The organism is Bacillus sp. GM2, from assembly GCF_056155945.1.
The window spans coordinates 1,717,511-1,737,596 of sequence record NZ_JBRKSZ010000007.1 but is presented as its reverse complement, the minus strand read 5'-3'; the positions used below and the strand labels follow the sequence as shown (position 1 = coordinate 1,737,596).

General features: G+C 44.5%; 17 protein-coding genes and 4 pseudogenes. 14 read left to right on the top strand and 7 right to left on the bottom strand.

The features are described 5' to 3' along the window. Positions 1-498 precede the first annotated feature (498 nt). Positions 499-985, top strand: a pseudogene (locus tag ACVC9U_RS09850) (YjdF family protein). Between the two features lie 174 nt (positions 986-1,159). Beyond that, positions 1,160-2,590, top strand: coding sequence for an IS1182 family transposase (locus ACVC9U_RS09845; RefSeq protein WP_016886315.1), 1,431 nt, complete (start codon positions 1,160-1,162; stop codon positions 2,588-2,590). Between the two features lie 123 nt (positions 2,591-2,713). Here the strand turns inward: ACVC9U_RS09845 and ACVC9U_RS09840 are convergent, their stop codons facing one another. After that, the gene (locus ACVC9U_RS09840) at positions 2,714-2,824 is read right to left on the bottom strand and encodes a YjcZ family sporulation protein (RefSeq protein WP_020451477.1); all 111 of its coding nucleotides are present in this window, start codon (positions 2,822-2,824) and stop codon (positions 2,714-2,716) included. 235 nt (positions 2,825-3,059) lie between these two features. Here ACVC9U_RS09840 and ACVC9U_RS09835 point away from each other — a divergent pair, with 235 nt between their 5' ends. The 7 genes from ACVC9U_RS09835 to ACVC9U_RS09805 all read left to right on the top strand — a co-directional run bounded on the left by ACVC9U_RS09835 (position 3,060) and on the right by ACVC9U_RS09805 (position 10,516). Continuing rightward, a complete protein-coding gene (locus tag ACVC9U_RS09835; RefSeq protein WP_142238640.1) occupies positions 3,060-4,478 on the top strand; it encodes a flavin monoamine oxidase family protein in 1,419 nt (472 codons plus the stop codon). A 408-nt stretch (positions 4,479-4,886) separates the two neighbouring features. Then, positions 4,887-5,564, top strand: coding sequence for a YoaK family protein (locus tag ACVC9U_RS09830; protein WP_075754416.1), 678 nt, complete (start codon positions 4,887-4,889; stop codon positions 5,562-5,564). Positions 5,565-5,690: 126 nt separating this feature from the next. After that, on the top strand, positions 5,691-7,160 hold the full coding sequence (locus tag ACVC9U_RS09825; protein ID WP_075754418.1) for a potassium/proton antiporter: 1,470 nt from the start codon (positions 5,691-5,693) through the stop codon (positions 7,158-7,160). Positions 7,161-7,453: 293 nt separating this feature from the next. Continuing rightward, positions 7,454-7,915 (top strand): MFS transporter, encoded by a 462-nt coding sequence (locus ACVC9U_RS09820; RefSeq protein ID WP_441390719.1) that lies wholly within the window; start codon positions 7,454-7,456, stop codon positions 7,913-7,915. Beyond that, on the top strand, positions 7,822-8,823 hold the full coding sequence (locus ACVC9U_RS09815; protein WP_441391219.1) for an MFS transporter: 1,002 nt from the start codon (positions 7,822-7,824) through the stop codon (positions 8,821-8,823). The genes ACVC9U_RS09820 and ACVC9U_RS09815 overlap by 94 nt, the downstream gene beginning before the upstream one ends. A gap of 320 nt (positions 8,824-9,143) precedes the next feature. After that, positions 9,144-9,656, top strand: coding sequence for a ClbS/DfsB family four-helix bundle protein (locus ACVC9U_RS09810; protein ID WP_441390717.1), 513 nt, complete (start codon positions 9,144-9,146; stop codon positions 9,654-9,656). Between the two features lie 548 nt (positions 9,657-10,204). Next, complete coding sequence (locus ACVC9U_RS09805) at positions 10,205-10,516, top strand: YbjQ family protein (protein WP_003182008.1); 312 nt, start codon at positions 10,205-10,207, stop codon at positions 10,514-10,516. A 46-nt stretch (positions 10,517-10,562) separates the two neighbouring features. Here ACVC9U_RS09805 and ACVC9U_RS09800 read toward each other — a convergent pair whose 3' ends face one another. After that, a complete protein-coding gene (locus ACVC9U_RS09800; protein WP_075754422.1) occupies positions 10,563-11,213 on the bottom strand; it encodes a TVP38/TMEM64 family protein in 651 nt (216 codons plus the stop codon). 33 nt (positions 11,214-11,246) lie between these two features. Then, positions 11,247-12,263: a serine hydrolase domain-containing protein gene (locus ACVC9U_RS09795; protein ID WP_441390715.1), complete on the bottom strand. Its 1,017-nt coding sequence runs from the start codon at positions 12,261-12,263 to the stop codon at positions 11,247-11,249. A 454-nt stretch (positions 12,264-12,717) separates the two neighbouring features. On the opposite strand from ACVC9U_RS09795, the gene yjiC reads away from it, so the two are divergent. Then, entirely contained in the window at positions 12,718-13,908 is a 1,191-nt protein-coding gene (yjiC, locus tag ACVC9U_RS09790; protein WP_075754426.1) for a UDP-glycosyltransferase YjiC, read from the top strand. A gap of 125 nt (positions 13,909-14,033) precedes the next feature. Further along, a pseudogene (locus ACVC9U_RS09785) lies at positions 14,034-15,600 on the top strand (APC family permease). A gap of 47 nt (positions 15,601-15,647) precedes the next feature. Here ACVC9U_RS09785 and ACVC9U_RS09780 read toward each other — a convergent pair. The 3 genes from ACVC9U_RS09780 to ACVC9U_RS09770 form a co-directional block, all read right to left on the bottom strand. After that, entirely contained in the window at positions 15,648-15,947 is a 300-nt protein-coding gene (locus ACVC9U_RS09780) for a spore coat protein (RefSeq protein ID WP_441390712.1), read from the bottom strand. Beyond that, positions 15,944-16,144, bottom strand: coding sequence for a hypothetical protein (locus ACVC9U_RS09775; RefSeq protein ID WP_043929021.1), 201 nt, complete (start codon positions 16,142-16,144; stop codon positions 15,944-15,946). Before ACVC9U_RS09775 ends, ACVC9U_RS09780 begins: the two co-directional genes overlap by 4 nt. A gap of 111 nt (positions 16,145-16,255) precedes the next feature. Continuing rightward, on the bottom strand, positions 16,256-17,515 hold the full coding sequence (locus ACVC9U_RS09770) for a glycosyl hydrolase family 18 protein (protein WP_441390710.1): 1,260 nt from the start codon (positions 17,513-17,515) through the stop codon (positions 16,256-16,258). Positions 17,516-17,697: 182 nt separating this feature from the next. On the opposite strand from ACVC9U_RS09770, the gene ACVC9U_RS09765 reads away from it, so the two are divergent. The 3 genes and pseudogenes from ACVC9U_RS09765 to ACVC9U_RS09755 all read left to right on the top strand — a co-directional run bounded on the left by ACVC9U_RS09765 (position 17,698) and on the right by ACVC9U_RS09755 (position 19,639). Continuing rightward, complete coding sequence (locus tag ACVC9U_RS09765) at positions 17,698-18,282, top strand: TetR/AcrR family transcriptional regulator (RefSeq protein WP_441390708.1); 585 nt, start codon at positions 17,698-17,700, stop codon at positions 18,280-18,282. A gap of 117 nt (positions 18,283-18,399) precedes the next feature. Next, positions 18,400-18,770: pseudogene (locus tag ACVC9U_RS09760) on the top strand (nuclear transport factor 2 family protein). A gap of 17 nt (positions 18,771-18,787) precedes the next feature. After that, positions 18,788-19,639, top strand: a pseudogene (locus ACVC9U_RS09755) (NmrA family NAD(P)-binding protein). A gap of 54 nt (positions 19,640-19,693) precedes the next feature. Here the strand turns inward: ACVC9U_RS09755 and ACVC9U_RS09750 are convergent. Continuing rightward, on the bottom strand, positions 19,694-19,999 hold the full coding sequence (locus tag ACVC9U_RS09750; RefSeq protein WP_075754436.1) for a hypothetical protein: 306 nt from the start codon (positions 19,997-19,999) through the stop codon (positions 19,694-19,696). Positions 20,000-20,086: the final 87 nt, after the last annotated feature.

Genomic DNA, 20,086 nt, shown 5'->3' with positions numbered 1-20,086 from the left:
CAAACGGTAAAATGATAAAGAACTAAGCAAGCCCCGGTCGATAACTGTCCCGAAAGGTGATACCGATAACCGGGGAGACGGTGGGATAAGCTCCGCAGTATTTCTTCGTCACCTTGAGCTTTTCACTCCTTTCGCAAGCTCTCTATATTTCAGCCTTCTCTTGCCGCCTTTGGTTGTTTATTTATATGGTCTCTCTTTCAATACGGCGGAACAAAACGTAATTATTACGATTTGTAAATCATTTTATCTCTTTTTCAAGTCAAACGCAAATAGAAGAGGTTAAACGGTGCCAATGAGATCTGAGCAGCTTCTATCCAGCCGCACCTTTACAGTGAGAAGTTCTGAGAGCCTATCTGGCTCAAGGGAGGGATTGCATTATATTATTGTACTGAATATAAAAGCACTTTACCCCTTTTCCTAAACTGGAAAAATTGATAAAATTTTTAGCGGAGAATGAAAAAACACGAGTCGGTTGGTAGTCCGGATGCATGATTGATCATGCCAGTAACCTTCCCCTCCTCGGGATGTCCGTCATTCTCTGAAATACATGTTGATGGAGGAGGGAATCGTTATGAAATTAACGGTTTACTATGATGGTCAGTTTTGGATAGGAGTCATTGAAGTTGTGATTGAAGGTAAGCTGAGAGCCGTCCGGCATTTGTTTGGCAAAGAGCCGAAGGATTCGGAAGTATTGCATTTTGTTCATCATCAACTTTTACAGGCACTGTCACATGCAGAACAGGAAGGAGTTGGGCTGGCCGCCCGCCGCCCGCGCAAAATAAATCCGAAAAGGCTGCAGCGGCAAGTGTCTAAAGAATTGAAAAATGCCGGTGTGTCTCATAAGGCGCAAGAAGCGATAAAACAAGAGCTGGATGCAAGAAAACGAAAGAAACAGCGGCTGACAAAAGAGCAGCGGGAAAAGAAAAAAGAACAAAAGTATTTACTCAGAAAGCAAAAAGCGAAACAAAAGCATAGGGGAAAATAGGGTTTCTTTGGAGCAAAGTGAAGCTAAATAGAGGCGCGTTTTCCTGTGTTGTATTAAAAAAAGGCTCTTTTTAAAAAGAGCCTCAGCTTGTCGACAAAGTCACAAAAAAGTGGCTTGATCGACAAGCTTTTTTTGTTAAAATGTGTGTGGAATCTAATTTTTGGAGGTTTTACCATGTTGACCAAACACTCTAAAGATCAGCGTGAACAGCTTGAAGTCGTTGCCTTAAGTGAGCTTGTACCTGAAGACCATTTGGTCAGGAAGATGGAAGAAGCCATTGATTTTTCATTTATTTATCAAAAAGTTGCCCCTCTTTATTCTTCAAAAGGGCGTCCAAGTATTGATCCTGTTGTACTGATTAAAATGGTGCTCATTCAATACGTGTTTGGTCATCGCTCCATGCGCGAAACCATTAAGCGAATCGAAACTGATGTAGCCTATCGCTGGTTTATTGGATATGGATTCTCTGAAAAAATCCCTCACTTTTCAACCTTCAGTAAAAACTATGAACGTCGCTTTCATGACACAGACCTATTTGAAACAATCTTCTATAGGATTTTACGTCAGGCCATGGATCTCGGCCTCGTCGATCCTTCGGTTGCCTTCATCGACAGCACACATGTCAAAGCGAATGCCAATAAGAAAAAGTTTGTGAAAAAGATCGTAAGAAAAGAAACAAGAGCTTATCAGGAACAGTTAGATCAAGAAATTAATGCCGATCGCGAAGCCAACGGCAAAAAGCCCTTAAAGCCCAGGCAATGCTCAGAAGAACGAGAAATAAAAGAAAGTACAACAGATCCTGAGAGCGGCTATTTTGTAAAGGGTGAACGGGAACGCCTTTTTGCTTATGGTTTTCATACAGCTTGTGACCGGAACGGATTTGTGCTGGGGACGGTTGTTGAGCCTGCCAATATTCATGACAGCCAAGTGTTCACGACCCTGTTTCAACAAGTGAAAGAGCGCGTCGCCAAGCCTCATACGGTCGCAGTTGATGCCGGATACAAAACACCGGTTATCGCAAAATTTCTTCATGAAGAAAACGTTCGCCCTGTTATGCCTTACACGCGTCCGCAAACCAAAAAAGGATTCATGAGAAAACACGAGTATGTTTACGATGAATTTTATGATGTCTATATCTGCCCGCAAGACCATATTCTCTCCTATCGCACAACCAATCGGCAAGGTTATCGAGAGTATGCTTCAGATCCAAATCGATGTAAACAATGTCCATTACTACATACGTGTACAGAAAGTAGAGATCATCGAAAGATGATTCACAGACATATCTGGCAGGATCATTTAGACGAAGCTGATCATCTTCGGCATACGGAAGAGAATAAACAAATCTATGCCAAACGTAAAGAGACGATCGAACGAGTTTTTGCCGATTTAAAACATAAGCATGGCTTGCGCTGGACAACCTTACGGGGAAAGAAAAAATTGTCCATGCAGGCGATGCTTGTTTTCGCTGCCATGAATCTGAAAAAGCTGGCGAATTGGACCTGGAAAGGTCCTAACCGCCAGCCTTCTGATCGAAATAATAGAATAAAATGGACAAAAACAGGTCGGATTTTTAAAATCCGACCTGTTTTGTCAACGGTCTGAGGCTCTTTTTAAAAAGAGCCTTTCATAATGGCGTCAATAACGATAAGCAAGAGGGGAGAACATGTAAAATAAGGAGAAGGTCATAGGTTATTGCTTTTAAAACGGAACTATTTTAGAACTTACTTAATAGCCTCCATAACCACCGCCGAACCAGCTGGCACCAATGATGATTAAGAGAATGAACAGGACAACAATTAAAGCAAAACCGCTTCCGTATCCGTAACCTCCGCTCATATGTTTCACCTCCCTAAAGATACATAGTTTATCCTATGTCACTTTATAAATTCGGTATAGGATATTGATTTACATTTTTAAAAATAGTTGATCCATTTGCAACTGCGCCCTCATGCGGAGTCTTCGTGCAGAGAGGATGAAAATGGTGATTGGCGTCTTTTAAACGGAATATAATGCAATAAATCCACCTAAAAGGGCGCTGAGTAAATTGAATTTTCAATTAACTGAGAGAGACATGCTTCATATCATCAGGAACGGCCTTCAAACAACACAGTATCCTAAGCATATAATGATCGTTGGTGCCGGGCTGTCCGGGCTTGTCGCAGCGTCTTTATTAAAGAGTGCCGGGCACAGAGTGACGATTGTGGAAGGAAATGACAGAGCGGGAGGACGTGTTTTTACTTCCCGTGCGCCCTTTAGCGAAGGGCTGTATTTCAATGCCGGTCCGATGCGCATCCCCGATATTCATACTTTAACGATGGAATACATTAAGAAATTTAATCTGCCTGTTAATGAGTTTATCAACAGAACCCCCATGGATATTCTTTACGTCAACGGCGTGAAAACCCGTCTTCATGAGTTTGAAAGACATCCGGGTGTTTTAAGATTCCCCGCTGCTCCCCATGAGCAGGGAAAAACGGCTGAACAGCTGATGCTTACTGCTTTGCAGCCTATCCTCAATTTTATCAGCCAAGATCCGGCGAGAAATTGGCGTATTGTTGAAAAACAATACAGAAACGAATCGTTAGGCTCTTTTCTCAACACTCATTTTTCACACGGCGCCATTGATATGATTGGTGTGCTATTGGACATGGAAGCGTACATGGGATTGTCACTTGTCGAAGTATTGAGGGAATCGATCTTTTTTACATCGCCGTCTCGTTTCTATGAGATTACAGGCGGCATGGACCTGCTGACGCAAGCTTTTCTTCCGCAATTGAAGGGCGATATTTTATACCGTCAAAAATTGATGAAAATATCTCAAACTGAAAACAAGGTGACAGCCCATTGTATCCACCAACAGTCGGCAGAACATTCAGCGCTGACAAGTGATTTCGTAATCGTAACAATTCCTTTTTCAGCTTTGCGATTTGTAACATTTGAGCCGTTTGATTCGTTTTCCTATCATAAGCGGAGAGCGATTCGGGAGCTTAACTATATTGCCGCGACAAAAATAGGAATTGAATTTAAGAGCAGGTTTTGGGAAAGAGTCGGGCAGCGCGGCGGCAGATCCATTACCGATTTGCCGATTCGCTTTTCATATTACCCAAGCAGCGGCATAGGGGCACACGGGCATGCTGTTATTTTAGCGAGCTATACGTGGGCTGATGAAGCGCTGATATGGGACAGTCAGCCGGAAGAAGAGCGGATCCGCTATACGCTGAAAAATTTAGCGAGAATATATGGAAATATCGTGTATTCTGAGTTTGTATCAGGCGCTTCTTTCAGCTGGACACAAAATCCTTTTTCAGCGGGAGCATTTACAGCTTTCGAACCTGGTCAGGAATTGGAGCTGTATCCTTATATTCCTATGCCTGAGGGAAGGGTGTATTTCGCCGGGGAGCACGCTTCCCTCACTCACGGGTGGATGCAGGGAGCGATTGAATCGGGAATACGGGCGGCATATGAAGTGAATCAGTCCTCCCGCGTGTAACATGAACTTTGCAAGTATTGAAGGAATGGGGAAGAGTCGCTTTTAAAAGGCGGCTCGTTCGTTTTTATTTAGGCAAACAGACGGATCATGCAATAAACGCCGGTCGGCTGCTTTCTTAACAGTAAGAAATGAGTTCCCATTTATTAAAAACAAGTTTTTAAGAACTTCATTTATAAAAAATTTTAATGCTTATGATACAATTGAATTGCAGATGTAACACGATGAGCGATAAGTGTTTTGCTGAGGTGCATGATCGGATCGCCCGCATTTTTTCGTTAAGAACCCCTCTTTTTCTAACAATAAAAAAGCCCCCAAAACGAGTTTTCCCTTAGGAAAGGCTCATGACATACCGGATTGAATGGCTTAACATGCCGCCGGGCAGAATAGCTTCGAAAGGATTGAATCACATTGAATGCTGCTCATGATCGAAACATCATGCTTTTACTTCTCTGTTTGACAGCAGGTATTGTAGATGTGATTGGGTACTTAAGTATCGGTCACGTATTTACTGCTAATATGACCGGGAATATCGTACTGTTAGGATTATCAATCGGCAATTCTCTTCATGCGACCGCCGTGTACTCGCTGATCGCATTGTTCGGATTTATCATCGGCGTGATTATTTCAGCAGCCATTGTCGGAAAACAGGAAAAATCGTTCTGGCCGTCAGGCGTCACGATTGCACTTGCTGTTGAAGCAGCCGTATTGCTTCTATTTGCTTGTCTGACTTTCTATGAAAGTTCACCACACTTTTTGATCTTGCTGTTAAGCATGGCGATGGGGCTTCAGACCACAGCAGCCAGAAAGCTCGGCATTGCAGGTATTTCTACTACTGTCCTAACGGGGACGCTCGCAAACTTTTTCGAAGATGTGACAAAACGGTTCCTCAGCAAAAACGACCAAAAGGTCATCCATAAGGACGCATGGCTTCGCGCTTTGACGATTGTGCTCTATTGCCTGGGGGCCGTCATTGCCGCACTTGCTGAGCCTGCGCATCCGTTTGCCGTGATTTGGATTCCAATCGCAATCATTATTGGGATTATTGCGATTGCAGGCACAAAGTTTCACGGACAGAGTGAAGGCTGAAGGACGGTCCCATACACGAGCATACACGAACATCGTTTGTTACATACGTTTTATGAAGGTGCCTGTTCGGGTAAAAGAACGGGGAACAGCACCAGTATCGGTTAAGATTGGGAGGAGGATAAATGGTTGGAACACATTAATATGGAGCAGTTTATTTTATTAGCGGCCTTATTGCTGATTATCGGTGTACTGACAACGAAATTTTCGACTAGGCTCGGAGTGCCCGCTCTCGTTTTGTTCTTGATTGTCGGGATGATCATGGGGAGCGACGGTCTCGGAATTATTTATTTTAATAATCCCGAGCTAGCCCAGCTGATCGGAATTATCGCACTCGTCGTCATCCTTTTTGAAGGCGGTCTGCAAACAAAGTGGTCTTCAATCAAAGCGGTCGCCGTTCCTTCATTGTCGCTCGCAACGATTGGTGTTTTGCTGACCACCTGTGTGGTTGCGGTTGCGGCCAAACTGATTTTTAATGTTTCCTGGATAGAAGGCTTTTTATTCGGAGCGATTGTCGGTTCTACAGATGCGGCCGCGATATTCGCCGTTTTGAAAGGCCAGAATATTAGAGACAGATTGAGCTCCACACTGGAAGCAGAGTCGGGGACGAATGATCCGATGGCGATGTTTTTGACTTTATCGCTCATCCAGCTGCTGACGGCTGATCATTCATCTTATTTCATGCTTGTGATTTCATTTTTCTGGCAGATGGGAATGGGGCTTTTGCTCGGATATTTACTCGGGCGGTTCGCCAGCTTTGCCATCAATAAAATCAACTTGGATTCAAGCGGACTTTATCCGATCTTTGCTCTTGCTTTTGCGCTTCTTACCTACAGTCTTACAGATGTCATCGGGGCGAGCGGCTTGCTTGCCGTCTACATTGCTGCGCTTGTCATCGGAAATCAAGATTTGACTTACCGACATTCTATTTTCAGGTTTAATGAAGGCTTTGCCTGGATGATGCAGATTTTGATGTTTATTATTCTGGGGTTATTGGTTTTTCCTGCCCAATTTTTATCTTTCGACATCATTTTCAAAGGCTTCCTGCTTTCGCTGATTTTAATTTTTATCGCCAGGCCGGTTGCCGTTTTTCTGTCGACCATCAAAATGGGCTTTCATTTTAACGAAAAAATCTTCTTGTCGTGGGCCGGATTAAAAGGGGCCGTTCCGATCGTTCTCGCAACATTTCCCATGACGATGGGGCTTGAAAACAGCCAATTGGTCTTCAATGTCGTATTCTTCGTTGTTTTAACATCGGCTTTGATCCAAGGGTCAACCATATCGGTCTTCGCAGAAAAATTAAAATTGAACGGGCCGCAGAAAGTCGAAGCGCCGCATTCGCTGGAGCTTGTTTCCATCGGCAAGGCGAACGCCGAAATTATCGAATTTGAAGTCGATGACCAAACAGCCATCACCGGGCAGGCACTGAAAGACATCAGCTTTCCGAAAGATGCCCTGATCAATGCGATCATTCGAAACGGGGATTTGGTCACGCCGCACGGAGAAACAAAAATTAAATCAGGCGATATTTTGTATATCCTCGTATCGAAAAAACAAAAAAAGGAACTGAAAAAATTATTAAACAGGGAATTTGATTAAGCTTTCGGAAAAGCACAGTACAAGGCTGGCTTGCTCAGTATGTCACGAATAAAGGTCAATGAAGGGTACTGCACCGGTATTCTTCATTGGCCTTTTTTTGCAATGTAAAAGTTCAGCTTATGTTCCTTACATTGATCCCTTTGTTGATCAATTGTATAATTTAAAAATCAAATATGAGGAGGCGCATGAATGATGAAGTGCAAAAAAATAAACGGGTTAACATTTGAGGGGAAAGCGCATCATTAACCCTATAAACTGCGTGATTCCCCTATAATTTTGGGGGTATCATTCAATTGAAAAACAATAAAATACAGTCCTTTAAGCATCAAAAGAAGGCGTTTTGGTGGCTTAGCTTTGTCGCTTTCTTCAGTGTGATGAACGAAACCGTATTTAATGTTGCATTGCCGGATATAAAAAATCAATTTGGCGTGTCGCCTGCCGCGGCAAATTGGGTGAATACGAGTTTTATCATTTCTTTTGCTGCCGGTTCGGTCGTTTACAGCAGGCTTTCTGATATGTACGGTGTCAGAAAGCTGTTTGTGGCCGGACTAATCATCTATGGCGGAGGTTCGTTAATAGGTCTTTCAGCTCAGTCTTATTTCCCGGCCGTGATCTTGCGCGCTTTGTTCAAGGAGCCGGGGCTTCCGCTGTACCCGCGCTTATCCTGGTCATCATTACACGCTATGTCCGTCCGGAGGGCCGGGGCAAAGCGTTCGGCCTTGTCGGATCACTGGTGGCAATGGGTGAAGGAATAGGTCCGGCTATCGGCGGAATGATTGTACATCATATTCATTGGTCGTTTCTGTTCCTTCTTCCGATGGCGGTGCTGATGTCGATTCCTTTCTTCCTCAGAAATATGCCTGCTGAAGCCGCTGCAAAAGCAAATCTGGATATCATTGGGATCGGACTGCTGACAATCAGCATTGTGATGTTCGCTGTATATATATCGCTGTATCATGTCTTTTATTTAGCGGCGGGCATTTTTTGCTTGATTGGAGCTGCGGTTCATACCCGATATGCGGAACATCCTTTTATTGACCGGTCTTTAATCAAGAACCGCAGATATATAGGCGTCGTTTTGGCAGGATGTATCGTATTGGGAAGCATTGCGGGAATCGTCTCTGTCGTTCCATATATGATGAGAGTCTTGTTCAGTTTAAATGCCGATATTATCGGGAGCGGCATCATGCTTCCGGGTAGTGTGGGCGTTATCTTTTTTGGTGTCGCGGGGGGAGCCCTGACAGATCGCTTCGGCAGCCGGTTTGTTTTTACTCTTGGATGGTTATTGATCTTAGCAACCATGGCGGCCGCGGCACAGTTCGGTGACCGGACACCATGGGTGATGACGATGATGCTCGTGTTTATATTTGGCGGTCTTTCATTTGTGAAAACGGCGATTTCAAATAGTACCGCAGAAAGCTTGGAAGAAGAGGCTGCAGGCGCTGGAATGGGGATGCTGAACTTTGCCTGTTTTTTATCTGAAGGAATAGGCGTCGCATTTGCAGGAGGCTTGATGGCAGTGCGCGGGTTCGGCTATTCTGCGCTTCCGGCAATGGACAATGCCGAAAGCGCTGTATTCAGCCGCTCGTTTGCCATATTCACAGTCTTTGTATTGGTTGGCGGATTGCTTTATTTATGGACCTGCAAACGCAAAAAATCTTAAAATATTCGAATGGTTGGGCGGTACAGCCCAGCCGTTTTTTATGTTGTATCGAATTTCTGAAACATGATGAAAGTAAAGGATGAAGAAATTATGAAAAGAAGCATCGGCACCTTTGAAACGAACGGACTGACTATTGCATATTCACGAGCAGGTGAAGGGGAGCCGATTCACATTACCTCATATTGAAGCGGAAATCGCTGAATAAATTCAATACATGCAATGTAAGGGAAGTCTCGCAAACTGCTCTTTATTAAAAGTTCATGATTTGTTTTAAAATAAGGCGGACAAATCGTGTACACTATAGTTGATATCAAGGAGGGATGACGGTGTACGAGTCCAAGAAACATTTAAAAGAAGAAATTCATAAGCGCTATTTGTTACTAGATGGGGAGTTTGACGATATCCCCGATCAGTTTAGAGATGTTCGGGATCAAGATGTAGATCGAACACCAGGGGAAATCCTTGCTTATCAGCTCGGATGGTTAAACCTGTTGATGAGCTGGGACAGGGATGAGCGCTTGGGGAAAACCGTTGTCACTCCCTCTCCTCATTATAAATGGAACCAATTGGGGGATCTTTATCAATCTTTTTACGATCTGTATTCTCACTTTTCGTTAACTGAGCTTCGCCAAGAATTCAAGAAGGCAGAGGCGCAACTTCAGTCTTGGATTGATACGCTCACAGATGAAGAATTATTCACCCAAGGTACTTTGAATTGGACAGGTGAAAACCCGAAGTGGCCTGCTATAAGGTTTATCCACATCAACTCTGTGGCTCCATTTAAAAGCTTCAGGACTAAAATAAGAAAGTGGAAGAAGAATCAACTGGGATGAAAGAGTGTTGAAGTGGAACATAAATGAGAGTTAGGAAAAAAAGAATAGAAGCTTCAGTTTTGTGAATCATCCTTCTATTGAGCTGCAGTTTATGCAGACCCATTTCAAATTCGAAACTTGACAGATAATAAAAAGTGTTTGAAACATCAAAATCAAAGACAATCATTAAATCTTCTTTTTCAAGCTGGTATTGTCTCCTATACTTTTCTCTTTCCTCAGTTGATGCAAACCTGCTATCTGTATCAAAATAAACTGGACAATTGATATAATCAACTTCCAGAAAGGTTATTTTAACTTCATAGTAGTACATGGTTATTTCCAGTAAATTCATCAATTGTGTAATCACAAATATTAGTATCTGAGCGTGCTCTTGTCATTCTTTCTTCCGCTCTTTATACATCGTTTACCTCAATTCTATGCAGCATGGTGAAACTTTGCATGAAAAACTTAACATTTTAAAAATCCAGCCGATATGATGGATAAATAACTGCACGCTTCCGGCGGATATGGTATGGTAGCTAGTAAGTTTAGGAAAAGGGAGGATATTAATGATCATCGTCACAACAGATACAATCGCGAATCAAAATATCGTCGAAGTCAAAGGGCTTGTCACCAGCAGCATCGTTCAGTCGCGGAATATCGGAAAAGATATTCTGTCAGGATTGAAGTCGGTCATTGGCGGAGAATTAAAAAATTACACCCAAATGCTTGAGGATTCGAAAAAAGCTGTGAGGGAACGGCTCGTGAATCAAGCTGAAGAACTCGGAGCAAACGCGATCGTCGGTCTAAGGTTCGAACTATCTGCAGGCCAGGGTACCTCCGAACTAATCGGATATGGTACGGCTGTTGTAATCGGCTGACGTTCAACCGAAAAACGAAGGCGGCTATAATTGCCGCCTCAGCGGGTCAAGAAGGTTTCCCTGTCTGTTTTGTCTCTTTATGTTTTTGAGTCAGATGGGGATACTTTCTGTAGATGACAAGCGCTATGATCGCCATGTATAAGCCGTAGACACCGATAGAGATCAGCTTGTTTTCACTGAAATTGGCACCTGCGATAGAGACGACGAGAACGTTAGGGATTTTTCCAAGTGTCGAAGCCGCGAAAAAGACAGCCCATTTCACCTTGCTTAAACCGCAGACAATATTCATGACAACGGCGGGGATAACGGGGATCAGTCTGCCCAATAGTACGGCTGTAAAAGCATTTTGGTTAAAATAGGCTTCATATTCGCTCATTTTCGGGTATTTCGTTAAGCGTTTGCGAGCCAAATCTCTGAATCCGTAACGTGAGAGAAAGAACAAGAGCATGGTGCCGAGCATCGACCCTGTCAGCGTGATCAGCACGCCGTTTGCGATTCCGAACAAAGCGCCGTTTAATCCGGCAATGAGCGCAAACGGGACGATCGGGAAAAATACACAGGCCGCCACAAGCAGCATGCTGAATAGCACCGAATAAACGCCTCCGTCCCTGATGACGCCGAGCCAGGAATCTTTGCAGACGAATCCGACCGCGATGATACTTGCCATGATGAGGATAGTGAATAGTTTTCTGATCATACCGCTCCCGCTGCCTTTCTTTGTTTTTAACTTCTACATTTGCAATAAAGCTTGTTCCAAGTTTGCCAAAATCTCGTCTGTTTTTGACAGGTTGCAATTGCTGAGCATAATCAGCACTTTTTTCTCGTTTATGTATCGGTTAATCGAGCTGATAAAACCGTGGATTTCTCCATCATGCCATATTTTATACTTGTTTTGATGATTAATAAACCATCCGTATCCGATCGAATTGTTTTGAATGAGTGCCGGAGAAGGGCCTTCGGCTGCAAAAGCCGTTTTTTTGACACTGCTGTAAAGCGCTTCTTTCAAAGCGCCTTTTGTGACAAGCTTTTCAGTGTAAAGCGCCCTGTCCCATAAGTACAAGTCTTCAACGGTTGAATAGAGCACGCTTTCCCCGTAGCCGTATACGATAGGCGCTTTGATCATTTCGCGATTCAGGCATAAATATCCGACTGTGGGCGAAATATCTTCCGGAGAAGCGAAGAAACCGGAGTTTTTCATGCCTAAAGGGTCAAAGATCAATTGTTGAATGACGTCTCCATAAGCTTCATTTGTGATTGTTTCAATGATTTTTGTGAGCAGTATGTATCCTGAATTGCTGTAATTAAACCTTTGTCCCGGGCGAAATTCGAGCGGCTTGTCGATAAAACGGCCGATAAATTGGTCTAACGGTGCGCGCTCCAGCTCAATATCGAGCAATTCTTCCTCTAGAAAATCAGGAATTCCGGACGTATGGCTTAATAAATGTTTGATGGTAATGCTGTCGCCGTTGGGATAGCCTTCTAAATAGTTTTGTACCGGATCATCTGTACGAAGCAGCCCCTTTTCTTGCAGCTGCATGACCGCTATGGCTGTGAATTGCTTTGTCAGCGAAGCAATTTGGTAGCGTGTAGACGGTTTATTCTTCACTTTGTCCTTGCAATTAGCATAACCGTATCCTTGCGATAACAGAATACCGTTTGAGTCTGCCAGCAAAATGCTGCCGTGAAAATGATTGTTGGATGCTTGTTCCATTAAATAATCATCAAGATGTTCCGCTGTATATACCAATAACAACAGTCCTTTCATATCTAATTATGATGAGAAGGAAACGATAAACGATAGTTTTGAAAGGAAATGAAGCAGGAAACGCGACAAAATAACATTATAAAAATTTTTTTGTATTTACCATCATTTACAGAATAATTTAAACTAAATTTAAAATATGGCAATTTCATGACATCCGTTAAAACGAGTGCTGTTTTGACGGATGTTTTTTGTTATAAAACGATTGAAATATAAGTCGGCAGTAACGAAAAGGGGAATAAAGTCGAGTGCGGCCTTAAACTAAGGGCTAAAGTTTGGTGTTTTTTTGTGAGAAGAAGGACTATATTAGTATTTTTTAATTTTAATTTAATTTTGAAGGGTTTTTCCTTTATTATCTATAATATGTTGTTTAACATAGTGAAAGAGATTTAAAATCATCGTTACTGTTATGAAGCGAAAAATAACGGGAGGTTAAAAAATGGGCCAAAAACATATCGCGATTTTTAATATTCCCGCTCACGGGCATATTAATCCGACGCTTGCTTTAACTGCAAGCCTTGTCAAACGCGGTTATCGGGTAACATATCCGGTAACGGATGAGTTTGTGAAAGCTGTTGAGGAAACTGGGGCAGAGCCGCTCAACTACCGCTCAACTTTAAATATCGATCCGCAGCAAATTCGGGAGCTGATGAAAAATAAAAAAGATATGACGCAGGCTCCGATGATGTTTATGAAAGAAATGGAGGAGGTTCTTCCTCAGCTTGAAGCGCTTTATGAGAATGACAAGCCTGACCTCATCCTTTTTGACTTTATGGCCATGGCGGGAAAAATGCTGGCTGAGAAGTTTGGAATAGAGGCGGTTCGCCTTTGTTCTACATATGCACAGAACGAACATTTTTCATTCAAATCAATGTCTGAAGAGTTTAAGATCGAGCTCACGCCTGAGCAAGAAGCCGCTTTGAAAAATGAGAATCTTCCGTCATTTAGTTTTGAAGAGATGTTCGAACCGGCAAAATTGAACATTGTCTTTATGCCTCGTGCTTTTCAGCCATACGGCGAAACGTTTGATGAACGGTTCTCTTTTGTCGGTCCTTCTCTAGCCAAACGCAAGTTTCAGGAAAAAGACACGCCGGTTATTTCGGACAGCGGCCGTCCTGTCATGCTGATTTCTTTAGGGACGGCGTTCAATGCCTGGCCGGAATTTTATCATATGTGCATAGAAGCATTCAGGGACACGAAGTGGCAGGTGATCATGGCTGTCGGCACGACAATCGATCCTGAAAGCTTTGACGACATACCTGATAACTTTTCAATTCATCAGCGGGTTCCACAGCTTGAAATCCTGAAGAAAGCGGAGCTTTTCATCACCCATGGGGGTATGAACAGTACGATGGAAGGATTGAATGCCGGTGTACCGCTTGTTGCGGTCCCACAAATGCCTGAACAGGAAATCACTGCCCGCCGCGTCGAAGAACTCGGGCTTGGCAAGCATTTGCAGCCGGAGGACACAACAGTTGCTTCATTGCGGGAAGCCGTCTCCCAGACGGACGGTAACCCGGATGTCCTGAAACGCGTAAAGGACATGCAAGAGCACATTAAACAAGCAGGAGGGGCCGAGAAAGCCGCAGATGAAATTGAGGCATTTTTAGCACCGGCAGGAGTGAAATAACCATATGAAGGAACCCGGGAAATCCCCGGGTTTTTTGTTGAGCCGAAAGGAAGCGGGAAAAGTATACAGAGGCGCTTTTTGAACATACTACCTTCTATTAAATGTATTAAAAAGGAGGAAGTGATTTGTCAAATCAGGGCAATTTCAAAAAAACGATCTCTCTGCTTGACCTGATTTTGATCGGCATGGGTGCGATATTCGGCTCGGCTTGGCTGTTTGCCGTCAGCAATGTCGCTTCAAAAGCCGGGCCGGCGGGAAGCTTTTCGTGGATTATCGGCGGTGTCATTATCCTTTTAATCGGACTCGTTTATGCCGAGCTTGGAGCTGCTTTGCCGCGGACGGGCGGGATTATCCGCTATCCCGTTTATACCCACGGCCACCTTGTCGGATACTTGATTTCATTTATCACGATCGTTGCCTATACAAGCCTGATTTCAATCGAAGTGACCGCTGTCAGGCAATACGTGGCTTATTGGTTTCCCGGTTTGACGATAAAAGGTTCTGAATCGCCGACGATTATCGGCTGGCTTTTGCAGTTTGCGCTGCTTTGTTTGTTCTTTTTACTGAATTATTGGAGTGTCAAAGCGTTTGCGAAATCAAATTTAATTATTTCGGTTTTTAAGTATTTTGTTCCTTTGACAATCATCATCGTGTTGATATTCCATTTTAAATCGGCGAACTTTGCGGGAGAATTTGCGCCGTTTGGCTTTGGCGGGGTTCAGACATCCATTTCGACCGGCGGGGTGATGTTCGCATACCTCGGTCTACATCCGATCGTTTCGGTCGCCGGCGAAGTGAAAAATCCGCAGCGGAACATCCCGGTTGCTCTACTGATTTGCATCATTGTTTCGGCTTGCGTCTATACGATACTGCAAGTGGTGTTTATCGGAGCCATACCGACTGATATGCTAAATGACGGATGGAAAGCGATCGGCAGGGAATTTTCTCTTCCGTTTAAAGATATCGCGGTGCTGCTCGGGATGGGCTGGCGTCGTTCTGGATGCGATTTTATCACCCGGCGGAAACGGCAATATTTTTATGAATACAACATCGCGCTTGGTTTATGCATGGGCGCGGAACGGCACATTGTTCAAAATCTTTGCCAAGGTGAATAAACCAACGGGAATTCCGCGTCCGTCGTTGTGGCTGTCGTTTGCGCTCGCCGTTTTTTGGACGCTTCCGTTTCCGTCTTGGGACGCGCTCGTCAATGTTTGCTCTGTTGCCCTGATCCTCTCCTATGCGATTGCTCCGGTTTCAGCAGCGGCGCTGAATGTGAATGCCAAGCAGCTTAAAAAGCCTCTGCAAATCAAAGGAATGGCTGTCATCGCTCCTGTCTCCTTCATATTTGCGTCGTATATCGTCTATTGGTCAGGGTGGAACACCGTGTCATGGCTGCTCGGATCACAGCTTGTGATGTTTGCTGTTTATTGCGCGTGTAAAAAATACGTTCCGCAGGACGATGTTTCGTTTGCACAGCAGCTTAAATCAAGCTGGTGGATCGTCGGATATTATGTGATGCTCCTGATTTTATCGTTTCTGGGCTCATTCGGTAACGGCCTTGGCCTATTGAGAACGCCGGTCGATTTAATCTTGATCGCGCTAGGATCGATTGCGGTATTTTACTGGGCGAAATATACGGCGCTGCCAAAGGCAGTCATTGATTATGATGAGAAAAAAGAAGAAACCGTTTAAGTATGAAAACCCCGCTGTATGGACTGCGGGGTATTCACACGTTTTTATTACAGTTGCGGAAGATCTTTAGCCGTTTCGGCAGCTTTGGTATCAATCTGAATTTGTTCAGATAAATTCGCAGGATGGTAATACCCTTTGGAAATCATATAGTTTGTGATCTGTTCATGGGTGTCAATCGCGTCGTTTAAATACTGCTTAAGCGTTTCGCGCACTTCTGGAGAAGATGTTTCTGTGATAGCTGTGACAATGTTTTTGACACCGGTTTTCGCCGTGATTAAAAAATCGGTGGCAATCACTTGTTCAGTCATCGCACCCATTCCTGTCATGTTTTGGATGAATTCGTTCATATATTTTCACCTCTAACTGACAGCAGACCTTGTAAATGCTCGATCTGATGCTTTGTTTGGGATGCATCACGCTCCAAGATGTCGCGAAGCTCTTGATCCTGAACCATTCCCGTCATTGTTGATGACTTTGTCAGACAAAGGTTTTTAAACATTAACAGCTCATGCAGCTCCAATGTTTCATGGATCGCATTATTCAATCGCAAACATTCCTTTCAAATTTGTTATTGTGTGAAGGACACATCTTTAGTATCAAAATTCGTTAGCGGGATTATTCGGTTTGTTATTTTACAATAAATCACATAATGATGTCAGACTTTTCGGACGCGAAAGAATTTGGTCAAGAGCCATGTTCCTTGCGGAAAACTGAGTGTGAGCTGCCAGACGCCGCCGCCGTCAAGTCCGTATTCGGTGATCAGCTGCAGTTTTTTTCCGATGCTGCGTGCGTCTTCAAACCATACGACATGCCGTCTGCCCTGTTCATCGGTGTATCTGAAAAAAGGGGACTCAGAATTTGTATCATATTGAATCGGTGCCTGGTGCTTCATGGCGAGCTGAACGGCGTCTTGGTTGGCGATTCCGGGGTATACGGCACCGGGCTGATAGGGCAGGGTCCAGTTATAGCCGTAAAGCGGAAAGCCGAGAACGATTTTTTCTTTGGGGACATGGCGGAGAGCAAATTGAATTGTTTGCCGGACTTCATTGATCGGAGCAATGGGGCCGGGCTCGCTTGTCCCGTGGTGCCAGTCGTATGCCATGATGAAGATAAGGTCGCTCACTGCGCCGATTCCGCCATAGTCATACCCTTTCAGCCAGGCGATATTTTCATTTGTTTTCGGCGGAACGGCAATCGTCAACACATAGCCGGACGGCTTCAGCCGCTCTTTCAACAGGCGGAGAAAACCTGAAAATAAATCTCTGTCTTCCTCCAAAATCTGTTCGAAATCAATATTGACGCCTGCATATCCTTTTCTGGAAATCGTTTGGACAATATTGTCGATGAGGCGATTTCTTACGGCAGGCTGATTTAATACGCGGTGCGCAAGAGACGGACTGAAGCCTGATTCAGTTAGATTGGTGACTGTCATGAGGGGAGGAACGCGCCGTCTCCAAGCCGTTTGTACGGCCGGTGAATCATTCAGCTCGCTTAACGATCCGTCGCTTGAAATGTGGTATTCAAAAAATGCCAGATACGTGGCGTATGGGGCAAAATTATGAATCAATTCCTGGTCTAACCGGGGGTTTCTCAGTGTGTAATATCCTAAAGCAGTGATCGGTTTTTTCGGCAATTCCGGAATCATCACTTTTATCCCCGGCCTCATATTGGCAGGGGTTACAGACGGATTTGCTTTTTGCAATGCTTCGACGGATACAAACGTCCGGCGGGCAATCGTGTAATAACTGTCTCCCGGCTGAACGGTATATGTATAAAGCGGTATTAAAAGAGCCTGTCCGGGGACAATGTTTGTTGCGATCAACCCATTCGCCAATCGGATCTGGTCAATCGAAATTCCGAACTTGGCGCCGATGACAAATAGTGAATCTCCCGGCTGGACTGTATAAATAAACAACTGGCACACTTCCTTTTGTTCCTCTGTATGTGACAGGGGGTTTTATGCTATGTCTATGACCGTTAAAGAAGGATCATGCGCCGTTTTTTACAGCTGGAATGGTGAATAGAACCGTGAAGCGGATAATTCTTGACTGAACAGTCTAGAAAGTGTATCCTTCAAATAAAGGAGGTGATAGGGGCTTGGGAAGGAGCAAAGAATTTGATACCGCTCTCGTCCTTCATAAAGCGATGGAGGTTTTCGGCCAATTCGGCTATGAGGGGGCGTCGATGCAGGAGCTGCTCAGCCGCCTGGGAATTGCCAGGCAAAGTCTGTACAATGCATTCGGGACTAAAAGGGATCTGTTTATCGCCGCCCTTACAAGATATCTAGATGATAAAAATGCGCAAGTGATCGCCATGCTTGAAAGCCCCGGATCAGTGAAGCAATCGGTTCGGCAGATCTTCCAGGAAAGCTTAAACGTTCTGAAAGACCCCGAACGTTCAAAGGCATGCTATATCATCAACAGCGCAATTGAACAAATTCCCCGCGATCAAGAGGTTGCCGAATACTTTGATAAGCAGACAAAGCAGCTGGAAACCGCCTTTTACAAAGCGCTTGTCCGGGCCGAGTCACAGGGGGAACTAAAGAAGGGCGGCCAAGATCTTTCAGCAGTTGCCCGTTTTTTAAATCAAACCCGGCTGTCGCTCACGTTTCAGGCGAAGTTAACGGGGGACTTTGACGCCCTTCAGGATTTGATCGATGTCAGCCTGTCTGTTCTTGATTAAAGAATTTTTTCGTCAAGGGAAGATGGGCTGCCGCTCGTTTTTATTACTATTTTAGACCGAATGGTCAAAAAAGAATGGGGGAAAGAATTTGTGTGATCCGAACAATTTTTGCAGTCGATGCTCGAAAAGGATATGGAAAAGTGGATACAGCTTTGGGATCAAGACGCGGTGTTTGAGCATCCATATGCACCGCCAGGTTTTCCTAAAAAATAGAAGGAAAGTCGGCGATTTACGAATATATAAAGGATTTTCCCAAAAAGATCGATATTGTCCGCTTCACAGCACCCACTATTCATCAAATGGCAAATACGGGCAATGCGGCTGTCGAATTTGAATGTGAAGGCACGGTGTGCGAGACGGGTCTTCCTTATAACCAACAGTACATCAGCCTTGTAAACATGAAAGAGGGCAAAATTGTCCACTACAAAGATTATTGGAATCCTTTGATTGTCATCGAATCGCTCGGAGGACGGCTGCAGGCTTTTTAATGACCTAACAAGGAGTGATAAAAGTGGAGAAAAAAATATTGATTACCGGCGGAACCGGCACGACTGGAAGCCGAATCGCCAAACGGCTTGTACGTTCGGGGGGCCGGCGTCCGGATCGCAAGCCGGAGAATGCCTGCAATGGCCGGAACGGAACATGTGTATTTTGACTGGAATGATCAAAAAACTTACAGAGACGCATTAAAAAACACGAACTCATTATATTTGGTTGCGCCTGTCGGTGTATTCGAACCGTCACCGCTCGTTGTCCCGTTTTTGGAAATGGCAGCGGCATTCGGCGTCCGCCGCATTGTTCTGCTCAGCGCTGCAATTATTGATGAAGACGGACCCGTATTTGGGAAGCTTCATCACGCGGTCAGGCGATATGTTCCTGAATGGACGGTGCTAGAGCCTTCATATTTCATGCAGAATTTTGACCATCAGCATGGCGCTTCGATTCGGAAGAAAAATGAAATCGTCACGGCGTCAGGCAGCGGCAAAGTCGGGTTTATAGATGCAGACGATATTGCTGAAGTGGCTGTGCGCGCATTGCTTGATCAAAAGCCGCATAATACGAGCCATATCTTGACCGGGCCGAAAGCCTTGAGTTATGCTGAAGCCGCGGCAATCATCGGCAGAGCGGCAGGCCGCGACATCAGGCATGTCAATGTCGGAGTGTCCGCTTTGAGGGAAAGGTATATAAAAGCAGGATTATCTCCCGATTATGCCGGCTTCATGTCGGAATTAGACAGGAAAATCAAGAATGGCAAAGAAAACCGCATCACAGATACAGTGGAACGCATCACGGGAAAAAAACGCGTTCACTGGCTGATTTCGCCAATGAACACGCCGGACGCTGGCGTCTGCTTTAACTCGTTCCTGAGACTGAACGGTCTTTTCTCTTTATTTTTGACCGTTCAGTCTAATTAATAAAATGTTTCGTTGATTTCCCATGACTCAACTGTACAGTAGGCCAAGTGAGGGTCCATACCCATGCCCATTAAATAAGCCATTGCCGCTACTTCCTCCATGGCGTGGTGATAGGAAGTGGCTTGCGCTTCATTTAAACCGTAATGAACAAACGGCGCAACTGTGCACAACGTCTTATGTTTCAAGTGCGGAAACAACGGACATTTGATGTGGTGCACGGCTGTTTCGGCGTGCTGATACTGGGGGATATGCATATGCTGTTCGGGAGCTGGTGTCTGCTGTAAATGTTCTGCATTCTCCATTTTTTTTCGTCCTTTCTTGCGCGGATTTTCGTTGTATTCTATGTTCCGCTCATACCCCGTGTGTTAGACGGCTGTCACGGTTTACCG